The following is an 11,747-nucleotide window of genomic DNA, read 5'->3' as shown; positions in this document are numbered from 1 at the left end:
CTTGCCCTCCGGGTTGGGGTGACGCAAACGCGGTCGCGTTTGCATCCCCATTGGGGCAGCTGCACGACGCCCAGCCGGCCGGCTGGGCGGTCGGGCGATTGAGCCACCCAGGCCCTTGCATGGGCATTAGCCCATGCGGCGTGCCCGGTCGGCCCACTCATCCCGATTGCACCCCAACGCGGCTCCGTTTAGACCGTAAACAGGCTCTTAGGCCGCGCGGACTGCGTCGGGATGCGCGGCGGCCAGTGCCACGCCGCTGATCACGTCGCCCACGACGATGACGGAGGGGCTGGCCATGCCGGCTTCGCGGATGGCACTGGCCAACTCGCCCAGCGTGGTGGTGATGTGGCGTTGCGTGGGCAACGAGGCGCTCTGGATCACGGCGACCGGCGTGGCTGCCGGCAGGCCCGACAGCAGCTCGTCCTGGATGCGCTCCGCACCACTGACGCCCATGTAAATCACCAGCGTGAGGCGCGCGCTGTGCGCGGTGGCGGCCAGGGCTTTCCAGTCGGTGCCGCTGTCGCCGGGCTTGGCATGGCCGGTGACGAAGACCACGCCGTGCGCGTGTTCGCGGTGCGTGAGCGGCACGCCCAGCGAAGTGACGGCGGCCAGGCCCGAGGTGATGCCGTTGACGACGTCCACTGCTATGCCGGCCTCACGCAGGTGTTCGACCTCTTCGCCACCGCGGCCGAAAATGAAGGGATCGCCGCCCTTGAGCCGCACCACGTCCTCGCCTTCACGCGCGGCCATCAGCATGAGTTTTTCAATAAAGGCCTGGGGCGTGGACTTGCAGCCGCCGCGTTTGCCCACGTAGACGATGCGCGCGCCGGGGGCGGCGAAGGCCACGATTTCGTCGCTCACGAGGTCGTCCACCAGCAGCACGGTCGCGCGCTGGATGGCCTTCAGGGCCTTGAGCGTCAGCAGCTCCGGGTCGCCGGGGCCGGCGCCGACAAGGGTGACTTTTCCGTGGGTCATGGTGGTTTATTTGATTTGAGGCAACAGCTGCAAGATATGTTCCACCTGCCGGGCAATCGATGGTGGCACCGGTTTGTCGCCGGCCAGCACCGATTGAATATAGGCCGCGGTGGCGGCGGCGTCCACCGTCTTGGGCAGCTCGGGCAGGGAAGCCAGTGTGCCGGCCTGGGTTTCCTGCAGCAGCGAGCGTTTTCCGCCGATGAAGGCTTCCATTTGCGGCATGCGGCGCGCATCGGCCACGCCTTCGCCTTCGGTGCCGCGCAACAACATCGCGTTGGCGCCGGTCAGCTCAAAGGTCTGCGCCATGGATACCGCGTATTCCGGGTGCGTGTAACTGCTCACCACCAGGCTTTTGCCCAGGCAGGGGCTCATGATCTTGACCAGGCTGTGCGCCGGGTTGCGCAGGCCCACGGCGCGGCGCACGTCCAGCAGGCGCTTGAGGGAGGGCAGCAGCAACTCGGTGGGGGCGAAGACGGCCTCGCCTTTTCCGATAGGGCGGACAGCCTGCAGCGCATGGATATCCAGGGCCTGCAGCACTTCCGAGGCAAACACCCGGCTCGATTCGGTGGGGGTGCCGTGCACCAGGACCGGCACGCCTTCGCGCGCCAGCAGCAAGGCCAGCAGGGGCGTCAGCACCGGCAGCTTGCGTGCGCCGTTGTAGCTGGGCAGCACCACGGTGGGGGTGTCGCCGGCGGGGAAATGCGCGAGGCGCTGGTGCAGCGCGTCGAGGAAGCCCGCCATTTCTTCGGGTGTTTCACCCTTGATGCGCATGGCCAGGCAGAAGCCACCGATTTCGAGGTCGGTCACCGTGCCGTCCAGCACCTGGCCCATCAGGTCGGTGGCCTGTTCGCGCGTCAGGGCGCGGGCGCCGTCCTTGCCGCGCCCGATTTCCTTGATGTACTGGCTAATACCCATAAGCGTGATTGTCCGCGAATGCAGATAACTTCTTGTTATGAGCTTAAACAAGCTGCCGGATCGGGATCACGGTGCGCGGCGCCGGGGCCGCTGCGTCGTTGCGCGCCGAACGCACCCGGCGTTTGAGCTCCGGGACGCAGGAGCCGCAATTGGTGCCGCATTTGAGCGTGGCTTGCAGTGAAGCCAGCCTTTCTTCATCGGTGCCCAGGTGGCCGCCACCGCCGCCACCACGGCTGAGCAAGGCCAGGTGCTCATCAATCGCCATGTCGCTCACGTTAAAGCAGGTGCATACCGGTTTGCCGCGCGACTGCACCGCCACCGGCGGCTTGGCGCCGGGCAGCAGCAGCAGGCGCCCATACGATTGCGCGGCCAGTTCGTCTTGCAGCAGGGTCCTGATCCAGGCCTGGGCGCTGGTGTCGCCGGCCAGCACAAAGCCTGCGAGGTGGGCGTCGCCTCCGTTGCGCACCAGCCGCATGGTGCGGCGCTGGCCCTTCTTGCGATCGGCATAGCGCAGCACGTCCGGCGCATCCAGGCCAAAGATGCGTTCCAGCGCCGCCAGCATGTCGTCGGGTGGCGCCTCATGGCTTGCGGCGCGAAACAGCACGCCGCTGCGTTCGCTGCCCCGATCGGCCAGGGGTGTGTTGTTCGAAAACGGCACACAACTGGTAAAAGGAAACTGCGCCATCAGGGGCTTGAGTTGTTCGCGCGCCGTCAATACGTCGCCTTCCGGCAGCCAGGCCATGGCCAGCAATGTCCAGGGCATCTCGGCCTTCAGGATCTTGACCGCCGCGTGTTTGAGTTCGGGTTGTTTGGAGCTCGGGCAATAGGCTGAGGTGGTCAGCGCATTCACGCCGACCAGCGGCACACCGCTGGTGGACTGGCCGCTCAAATATTCCTCGCCCCAATGCATGGCGATAAAAGCCTGGCTGACCGCCACTTCGGGCGAGGCCTGCAGCGGCACCACGATAGAGCCGCGCTTGGAGGTCACGTACACCAGGTCGCCGTCTTTCAGCAGGCGGCGCGCCATGTCCTGCGCATTCATCTGCACAGCGGGTTCGGCCACGTGGCCGAACAGCCGGCCCAGCGTGCCGGTGCGGCTCATGCCGTGCCACTGGTCGCGCAGCCGGCCGGTGGTCAGCGAAAACGGATAACGTGATTCGCGCGGCTCGGCCACCGGCTTGTAGACGGTGTTGGCAAAACGCGCCTTGCCGTCGGCGGTGGGAAAAACGCCGTCTTCATACAGCCTGGCCTTGCCCGCGGTATCACCCGGCTTGAAGGGCCACTGGCGCGGCTCTTCCTCGAGCAGCGCGTAACTCAGGCCGGTGATGTCCAGGTCGCGGCCGCGGGTGGATTCGCGGTGTTCGTTCCAGATGGTTTCTACGCCGAGCGCTTCGTCCTGGAAGGAGTAGGGAAAGAGGGTAGGGTGAGGGCTCCCCGCTTTCAACAGCTTCTCAAGCCGCTGCGCGAAGTCCACTGCGATCGCCCAGTCATGGCGCGTGTCGCCGGGTGCGGCCACGGCAGGCCGCACCCGGCTGATGCGGCGTTCGCTGTTGGTCACCGTGCCGGTTTTTTCGCCCCAGGTGGTGGCGGGCAGCAGCAGGTCGGCATAGTCGCAACTGGACGTGGTGGCAAAGGCTTCCTGCACGATCACCAGTTCGGCGCGCTCCAGCGCGCGGCGCACCGTGGCCTGGTCGGGCATGGACTGGGCCGGGTTGGTGCAGGCGATCCACAGCGCCTTGATCTCGCCGTCGGCGGCGGCCTGGAACATTTCGACGGCGGTCTTGCCGGGTTTTTCCGGCACTGATGACACGCCCCACAAGGCGGCGATTTCGGCGCGGTGTTCGGGATTGGCCAGGTCACGGTGCGCGCTCAGCAGGTTGGCCAGGCCGCCGACTTCGCGCCCGCCCATGGCGTTGGGCTGGCCGGTCAGCGAAAACGGCCCCGCGCCGGGCTTGCCGATCTGGCCGGTGGCCAGGTGCAGGTTGATGAGCGCGGCGTTCTTCGCGGTGCCGCTGCTGGACTGGTTCAGGCCCTGGCAGTACAGGCTCAGCGTGGCGGCCGAGGTCGCGAACATCCTGGCCGCGGCGAGCAGGTCTTCTTTTTTGATGCCGCAGGTCTCGGCCACCAGGTCGGGCGTGTAGTCGCGTACCGTGGCCTTGAGCGCGTCAAAACCCGTGGTGTGCGCCGCGATATAGGCCGCGTCGGTCCAGCCCTCCCACAGCATGATGTGCAGCATGCCGTTGAAAAGCGACACGTCGGTGCCGGGCTGTATGCCCAGGTAGAGGTCGGCGATCTCGGCCGTGTCGGTGCGGCGCGGGTCGCAAAAAATGATCTTGAGCGCCGGGTTGGCGGCCTTGGCTTCTTCGATGCGCCGGAACAGGATGGGGTGCGCGTAGGCCGTGTTGCTGCCGACGATAAAAATGCACTGCGCATGGTTCACGTCGTCGTAGCACGCGGGCGGCGCGTCGGCGCCCAGCGTCTGCTTGTAGCCGGCGACCGCGCTGCTCATGCACAGGCGCGAGTTGGTGTCGACGTTGTTGGTGCCTATCAGGCCCTTGGCCAGCTTGTTGAAGACGTAGTAGTCCTCGGTCAGCAACTGGCCCGAAATATAAAAGCCCACGGCATCGGGCCCGTGGTCGCGGATGATCTGCGCAAAACTTTCGCTGGCGAAACCGAGCGCGCTGTCCCAGGACACCGGCTTGGGCGCTTCATGCCGGTGCTCGCGCCGCATGGGCTGCAGCAGACGCGTCTGCCGCGTGACGGCGGCCGAGGCGGTCAGCGCCAGCGTCGAGCCCTTGGTGCACAGGCGCCCGAAGTTGGCCGGGTGATCGGGGTCGCCGCGGACACCCGTGATCTGGTCGCCTTGCGATTCAATAATCACTCCACAGCCGACACCGCAATAAGGACAGGTTGATCGAGTATCAGTCATGGAGGTTTGGCGGCGCCTTCAAACTCACGCGGTGTGTGGGGCCTGCACGCTGAAGCTCTCGTCGCCCAGGGCGCCCGCAGAGGCGCCCGGGCCGGCCCGGGGCGGCTGCAGATCCAGCGCCAGCGTCGCCAGCTCGGCGGCGTCCAGGAAGACCTGGCCGGTTTCCACCTTGCAGCTGAACCTGGGGGTGCAGCCTTCGTCGGGCGCTTTGGCGCAGCCGTCGGCCAGGCCTATGGTCCAGTTGTGCAGGGGGCAGGCCACGCTGGTGCCGAACACAATGCCCTGCGACAGCGGGCCGCCCTTGTGCGGGCAGCGGTCCAGCAAGGCAAACACCTGGTCCTGGTCGTTGCGGAACACGGCCACGTCGATACCTTTCGCGCGTGAAACACGGCGCGAGCCGAGCACCGGGATGTCGGTGACCAGGCAGATTTTTTTCCATTCAGACATAGTGATCTCTCAATTCGGGCTTTGGGCGAGCAAGCGGTTAAGCGGGTGTGAGTTTTTCAAACTGGCGTGCGTCTACCGACGCTTCCTTCAGTTCGAACCAGGGATCCGGTTCACCGTCGAGCGCAAACTGGAGTTGCTCCCACAGCGCCTTGCGGCCTTCGTGGTCTTCCAGGATTTTTTTCTTCACGTAGTCCAGACCCACGCGGTTCACGTAGTGCACCGTGCGCTCCAGGTACCAGCCTTCCTGGCGGTAGAGCTCGCAGAAGGCGCCGGTGTATTCGAGGACTTCCGCCGCGGTCTTGAGCTTGGTAAAGAAGTGGGCGACTTCCGTCTTGATGCCGCCGTTGCCGGCGATGTACATCTCCCAGCCCGAATCGACGCCGATGATGCCGACGTCCTTGATGCCGGATTCGGCGCAGTTGCGCGGGCAGCCGCTCACGGCGAACTTGACTTTGTGCGGCGCGTACATGCGCCACATCGCGCGCTCCAGGTCCTTGCCCATTTGCGTGCTGTCTTGCGTGCCCATGCGGCACCATTCGCTGCCCACGCAGGTCTTCACCGTGCGCAGGGCCTTGGCGTAGGCATGGCCGGAGGGCATGCCGATGTCTTTCCAGACGTTCTGCAGGTCTTCCTTTTTCACGCCCAGCAAATCGATACGCTGGCCGCCGGTGACTTTGACGGTCGGGATCTTGTATTTATCCACCGCATCGGCGATGCGGCGCAGTTCGCTGGCCGTGGTCTCGCCGCCCCACATGCGCGGGATGACGCTGTAGGTGCCGTCCTTCTGGATGTTGGCGTGGCTGCGTTCGTTGATGAAGCGGCTTTGTGGGTCGTCCTTGGCCTGTTTGGGCCAGGTGCTGATCAGGTAGTAGTTGACGGCCGGGCGGCAGGTAGCGCAGCCGTTGGGCGTCTTCCACTCCATGAATTTGAAGGTGTCCGAAATGCTGAGCAGCTTGTTGGCGCGGATGGCGTCGCGCACCGCCTGGTGGCCGTGGTCGGTGCAGGCGCACATGGCCTTGAGCTTGGGCGTGGCCGAGTAGTCGCCGCCGGCCGTGAACATCAGGATCTGCTCGACCAGGCCGGTGCAGGAACCGCAAGAGGCGCTGGCCTTGGTGTGCTTGCGCACTTCATCGAGCGTGAACAGGCCCTTTTCCTTGATGGCCTTGCAGATAGTGCCCTTGTTGACGCCGTTGCAGCCGCAGACTTCCGCGTCATCGGCCATCAGCGCGGCCTTGTTCTGGCCTTCGTGGCCGGCGTCGCCGAGGTTGGATTCCCCGAAAATCAGCTTGTCGCGGATGTCGCTTACGCTGCGGCCGTCGCGCAGCAGCTTGAAGTAATAGCTGCCGTCCACCGTGTCGCCGTAGAGGCAGGCGCCGATCAGCTTGTCGTCCTTGATGACCAGCTTTTTGTAGACGCCGCCGAAGGGGTCGCTCATCACGATTTCCTCGGCGCCCTCGCCGCCCATGAACTCGCCGGCGCTGAAGAGGTCAATGCCCGTGACCTTGAGCTTGGTGGAGGTCAGCGAGCCGGAATAGCGGCCTATGCCGAACTGCGCCAGGTGGTTGGCTGCCACCTTGGCCTGCTCAAACAGCGGCGCGACCAGGCCGTAGGCGATGCCGCGGTGCGCCGCGCATTCGCCGACCGAATAGATACGCGCGTCGGTGACGGTCTGCATGGTGTCGTTGACGACGATGCCCTTGTTGCAGTGCAGGCGCATGGATTCGGCCAGCTGGGTGTTGGGGCGTATGCCCACGGCCATGACCACGAGGTCGGTGGCCACTTCGCTGCCGTCCTTGAACTTGATGGACTTCACGCGGCCTTCGTCGTTGCCGGTGAGCTCCTGGGTCTGCGCGCCGATCAGGAACTTGAGGCCGCGGTCTTCCAGCGATTTCTGCAGCAGCTTGCCCGCCACGTCGTCGAGCTGGCGCTCCATCAGCCAGGGCATCACGTGCACCACGGTGACTTCCATGCCGCGCAGCATCAGGCCGTTAGCCGCTTCCAGGCCCAGCAGGCCGCCGCCGATGACGACCGCCTTCTTGTATTTCTTCGCAGCATCGATCATCGCGTTGGTGTCGGCGATGTCGCGGTAGGCGATCACGCCCTGCAAATCCTTGCCCGGCACCGGCAGGATGAAGGGGTTGGAGCCGGTGCACATCAGCAGGCGGTCGTATTCCTCTTCGGTGCCGTCTTCGGCGCGCACCACGCGCTTGACGCGGTCGATTTCCACCACTTTTTTGCCGGCGTGCAGCGTGATGTGGTTGTCCTTGTACCAGTCCCAGGGGTTCAGGACGATCTCGTCCAGCGTCTGCTCGCCGGCCAGCACGGGCGACAGCAGGATGCGGTTGTAGTTGGGATGGGGTTCGGCGCCGAAGACGCTGATGTCATACAGGTCGGGGGCGACCTTGAGCAATTCTTCCAGGGTGCGCACGCCGGCCATGCCGTTTCCGACCATCACCAGTTTTGATTTTTTCATGGGGCTACTCCAGTGGATTCAATATTCAGGTGCAAACGTCATGCCACGGCCGTGCTGCGCAGGTCGCGCACGCACGCGTCCACGCGGCCTGTCTTCAGGGCTTGCAAGCCGGTCCGGCTTGTCGGAAACAAGGTGAAATTCATGATGCTCTCTCCCGGTCAACAGGGATCCGGGCATAAAACCCGGTATGAGGCACACCATCACGTACGTCGTTGTACGCAGGACCCGCAGTGCATTCGCTAAGGTCGGGCGCGTCGTTACGCCCGCAATGGCTAATGCAAAACTTGTGCCATATCATTGGCCTGCGATGCGCGCCGCCGGCTGCAACCGGCGCATGGCCCGTGACTTGCGTGGTGATTTACCCTGTTTTCCCTCTCAACCTATTGATTTGTATGACTTCCGCATTGGTAAACCTCAACGGCCCCGCCGGCGGCAATCCGCTGGTGCCTGACCTGGAAGCCGCCGGCATCCAGGTCCTGGCGGTCGTCAGCGAGCGCAGCAAACTGGTGCAAGAGGTGTTGCGCCAGGCGCCCGATGTGGTGATTTGCCACGATGCGCTGCCGGGTGAGGAGCTGTTCAGGCTGCTGCAGGTGGTGAGCGACACCGCCCCGTGCCCGGTGATCGTGTTCACCACCGACAGCGACGCCGCCAGGATCACGCGCGCCCTGGAAGTGGGTGTGCATGCCTATGTGGTCAACGGCTACGGCGCGCAGCGCCTGCGGCCGCTGATCCACCTGGCCCAGGCGCGCTTCCAGCGCGAGCAGGCCCTGCAGGAGCAGATCAAGGATGTCGCCAGCCGGCTGGAAGAGCGCAAGGTGGTGGACCGCGCCAAGGGCATCCTGATGCGCGCCCGCCAGGTGTCCGACGACGACGCCTTCCAGATCCTGCGCACCGCCTCCATGCACACCAACCAGCGCCTGGGCCAGGTGTCGCAGCACATCATCCATTCGGCGCGCTTTGCCGAAGACGTCAACCGCTCGGGCCAGTTGCGCATGCTGTCGCAACGCCTGGTCAAGCTGGCCCTGCTGCGGCTGGCAGGGGTGCAGACCGAGCGCGTGACCGAGTTGCTGAAGGAGTCGGTGCAGCGTATCGACGCCAACATCGCCGCCCTCGGCAAAAGCCTGTCGCAGCCCACTTTTGGCGACTTGCTTGGGCAGGTCACGGTGACCTGGACCCGCCTCAAGCCTGCCTTGCAGGAGAGCCCGGCCGCCGGCGAGATGGCGCATCTGGATGAGCTGGCCGAACTGCTGCTGCAGGAAGCCGAACGCATGACCGGCAGCCTGGAAAACGCGGGCGCCATGCCGCCGCTGCAAATGCTCAACCTGGCCGGGCGCCAGCGCATGCTGAGCCAGCGTTTCGCGAAATACGCGCTGCTCCAGGCCTTGGGCGGTGCGGCCCTCTCGCAGCGCAGTGAGGCGGGCATGGCCGAGTCGCAGGCGGCATTCGAGAAGGCGCTGCAGTACCTCAACGACATCCCGCTGACCAGCAAAGAGATCCGTGCGTCGCTCGACAAGGCGGCTGCAGGCTGGACGCAGATGTGCGCAGGCGCTGCAAGCATCGCCAAGGGCAAAGATGCCAAGCGCCTTGAAGGGCTGGCCACCGCCAGCGAGGAGTTGCTGGACGTCTTCGAGCAGCTTTCGGTGCAGTACGAGCGCAGCATGCAGATGCTGGTGGGTTAGGCCCCCGGAACAGTGCATTGTTGCAATGCACCAATGTCGGGCATTGAACTTGCTTACATTGGTGCATGGCATTTGATCTGGACATTGGCTTCGCAACCCTCGCAGGCCGCAAAAGCAGCAACGAGGATTTTTGCGCCGCCATGCTGCCCGAGCCCGGCCATGAGGGCATGGGCTCCATCGTCGCGATCGCCGACGGCGTGAGCACCGGCGGCATGGGCCGGGAGGCGGCGCAAACCACCGTCACCAGCCTGGTCCGCGACTACTACGGCACGCCCGAGACCTGGGACACCACGGTGTCCCTGGATCGCATCATCGGCGCGCAGAATGCCTGGCTGGCCGGCATCAACCGACGGCGCCAGCCGGCCGTGGGCCTGACAACCCTCACGGCGCTGGTGCTGCGCGGGCAGTCCTACACCCTGGCGCACGTGGGCGACTCGCGGGCCTATCTGCTGCGCGGCGGCACGCTGCAGCAGCTCACGCATGACCACGCGGTCAACCATCCCGATTTCAGGCACCAGTTGCTGCGCTCGGTGGGTGCCGAAGACCATGTGGTGGTCGACTACATGCAGGGCGACCTGCAGGTGGGCGATGTGTTTGTCCTCGTCACCGACGGCGTGCACGGCGTGCTGCGCGACGCGCGGCTGAAGGATTTCGCCGGCCTCCAGGAGGCCGGCGGCGCCCAGGTGGCCAGCCAGGGCCTGGTGGACGCCGCCCTGGCCGCCGGCAGCGACGACAACGTGACGGCCGTGCTGGTGCGCGTGCGCGGCCTGCTGGATGCCACCCTGCAGGACGTCACCCGCATCGCGCAGACGCTGCCCATACCGCTGCGCCTGAAGGTGGGCGACGTGATCGACGGCCTGGCCGTGACGGCCCCGGTGGCCGACAACGGCATCAACGTGCTCTACCAGGTGCGCGACCCCGTCACGCGGGTTCTGTATGCCCTCAAGACGCTGAACCCCGCCCGCTCGCACGACGAAGAAGAGCGCGCCATGCTGGCCCACGAAGCCTGGCTGGCCCTGCGCATGCAGTCGGGCAGGGCGGCGGCGCACCTGGTCAACCTCCATGAGCGCCTGCCGAACGGCCAGGAGCGCAGCGCGTTTTACCTGCTGTATGACTGGCACAGCGGCGAAACCCTCCAGCAGCAGCTGGACCGCCGCCACAAATTCAGCGTCGAGCAGGTGCTGGGCGTGGCCACCCAGGCGGCGCGCGCACTGGGCCGGCTGCACCGCCAGTGCGTGATCCACCGCGACATCAAGCCCGCCAACCTGCACCAGGGCGAAGACGGCGTGCTGCGCCTGCTGGACCTGGGTGTGGCGCTCAGCGGCCGCGAACCCGAAGCCATGCGCAAGCTGCACGCGGGCACGCCCAGCTTCATCAACCCCGAGCAATGGGGCTTCAGCGCCGCCGCCGCCGACGGGCCCGAGGAACTGCCAGACGCGCAAAGCGATTTGTTCGCGCTCGGCGTCACCCTGTACCAGCTGCTGACCGCGCGCCTGCCCTATGGCGAGGTGCTGCCCTACCAGGCCGGCCGCTACTACCGCGACCCCGTCGCGCCCAGCCGCATCAACCCCGAAGTACCGATCTGGCTGGACCACGTGGTGCTCAAGGCCGTGGCGCGCGACAAGCGCCGGCGCTTCGAAACCGCCGAGGAGCTGCTGCTGGCGCTGGAGCGGGGTGCTTCGCGGCCGCTGACTGCGCCGCAGGGGACGCCCTTGATTGAGCGCGATCCGGTGATGTTGTGGAAGTTGTTGTTGGCGGTTAGTGTTGTGGTGAATTTGTTGTTGATTTATTGGTTGTTGTTCTTGCCTCGCTAAGGGGCCGGTCTTGCTCCGGCGGCGCGCGCTCTTCTGAGGGCGGTTGGCCGGGGGTTGCCCGGCAGCAAGTAACTTTCTTTTGCTTCGCCAAAAGAAAGTCACCAAAGAAAAGGCGACCCGCAGTCTGGGTCCCTACGCTTCGCTACGGGCAACCTGCGGTGCTCGACTACGGCGGGGTCTCGCGCAAACTCGCCTTCGGCTCAGACAAGCGCGATCCCTGATCCGCCTACGTCTGCGCTCCTCGGCCCAGCCAGGACGGGGCAATCGGGATCGGGGACAGAAGACAAACACCAAAGAACAAACCAAGACAAACAAGGACTCGCCACGGCGAGTCCTTGTTTCTTAGGTATTGGTATTCCTTCCCCACCCCTTGTGGATGCGCCGAGGAGCGCAGGGCCAGACGGATCAGGGATCGCGTTGTTTGAGCGAAGCGAGTTTAGCGAGACCCCGGCTGGACCGAGCACCGCAGGTTGCCCGTAGCGAAGCGAAGGGACGCAGCAACCAGGGTCGCCTTT

The 11,747-nt window shown here is 65.4% G+C and carries 7 protein-coding genes; 2 read left to right on the top strand and 5 right to left on the bottom strand.

Going from position 1 to position 11,747, the window contains the following annotated elements:
- Positions 1-207: 207 nt before the first annotated feature.
- Genes cobA through nirB form a run of 5 tightly spaced genes read right to left on the bottom strand, consistent with a single transcriptional unit; the run spans position 208 to position 7,739 of the window.
- On the bottom strand, positions 208-975 hold the full coding sequence (gene cobA, locus ACSQ27_RS10055) for a uroporphyrinogen-III C-methyltransferase (RefSeq protein WP_436155299.1): 768 nt from the start codon (positions 973-975) through the stop codon (positions 208-210).
- Positions 976-981: 6 nt separating this feature from the next.
- Positions 982-1,890 carry a DNA-binding protein YbiB gene (gene ybiB, locus ACSQ27_RS10050; RefSeq protein WP_436155298.1) on the bottom strand — a complete coding sequence of 303 codons (909 nt, stop codon included), beginning with the start codon at positions 1,888-1,890 and terminating at the stop codon, positions 982-984.
- Positions 1,891-1,933: 43 nt separating this feature from the next.
- On the bottom strand, positions 1,934-4,819 hold the full coding sequence (locus ACSQ27_RS10045; RefSeq protein WP_436155297.1) for a nitrate reductase: 2,886 nt from the start codon (positions 4,817-4,819) through the stop codon (positions 1,934-1,936).
- Positions 4,820-4,843: 24 nt separating this feature from the next.
- Positions 4,844-5,266 (bottom strand): nitrite reductase small subunit NirD, encoded by a 423-nt coding sequence (nirD, locus tag ACSQ27_RS10040; RefSeq protein WP_436155296.1) that lies wholly within the window; start codon positions 5,264-5,266, stop codon positions 4,844-4,846.
- Between the two features lie 37 nt (positions 5,267-5,303).
- A complete protein-coding gene (gene nirB / locus ACSQ27_RS10035; protein ID WP_436155295.1) occupies positions 5,304-7,739 on the bottom strand; it encodes a nitrite reductase large subunit NirB in 2,436 nt (811 codons plus the stop codon).
- Between the two features lie 392 nt (positions 7,740-8,131).
- Here nirB and ACSQ27_RS10030 point away from each other — a divergent pair, with 392 nt between their 5' ends.
- Positions 8,132-9,418, top strand: coding sequence for a type IV pili methyl-accepting chemotaxis transducer N-terminal domain-containing protein (locus tag ACSQ27_RS10030; RefSeq protein WP_436155294.1), 1,287 nt, complete (start codon positions 8,132-8,134; stop codon positions 9,416-9,418).
- Between the two features lie 65 nt (positions 9,419-9,483).
- Positions 9,484-11,232, top strand: coding sequence for a protein kinase domain-containing protein (locus ACSQ27_RS10025; RefSeq protein ID WP_436155293.1), 1,749 nt, complete (start codon positions 9,484-9,486; stop codon positions 11,230-11,232).
- The last annotated feature ends 515 nt before the right edge of the window (positions 11,233-11,747 follow it).

It is taken from the genome of Polaromonas sp. LjRoot131 (genome assembly GCF_964252805.1).
Lineage (GTDB): Bacteria > Pseudomonadota > Gammaproteobacteria > Burkholderiales > Burkholderiaceae_C > Polaromonas.
Note: the sequence above shows the minus strand (reverse complement) of the source record. Positions and strands in the feature narration are given on the sequence as shown.

Bases quoted from the DNA above. Each gene is read 5' to 3' on its own strand.
- cobA (WP_436155299.1), bottom strand. From the start codon at position 975: ATGACCCACGGAAAAGTCACCCTTGTCGGCGCCGGCCCCGGCGACCCG.
- ybiB (WP_436155298.1), bottom strand. From the start codon at position 1,890: ATGGGTATTAGCCAGTACATCAAGGAAATCGGGCGCGGCAAGGACGGC.
- ACSQ27_RS10045 (WP_436155297.1), bottom strand. From the start codon at position 4,819: ATGACTGATACTCGATCAACCTGTCCTTATTGCGGTGTCGGCTGTGGA.
- nirD (WP_436155296.1), bottom strand. From the start codon at position 5,266: ATGTCTGAATGGAAAAAAATCTGCCTGGTCACCGACATCCCGGTGCTC.
- nirB (WP_436155295.1), bottom strand. From the start codon at position 7,739: ATGAAAAAATCAAAACTGGTGATGGTCGGAAACGGCATGGCCGGCGTG.
- ACSQ27_RS10030 (WP_436155294.1), top strand. From the start codon at position 8,132: ATGACTTCCGCATTGGTAAACCTCAACGGCCCCGCCGGCGGCAATCCG.
- ACSQ27_RS10025 (WP_436155293.1), top strand. From the start codon at position 9,484: ATGGCATTTGATCTGGACATTGGCTTCGCAACCCTCGCAGGCCGCAAA.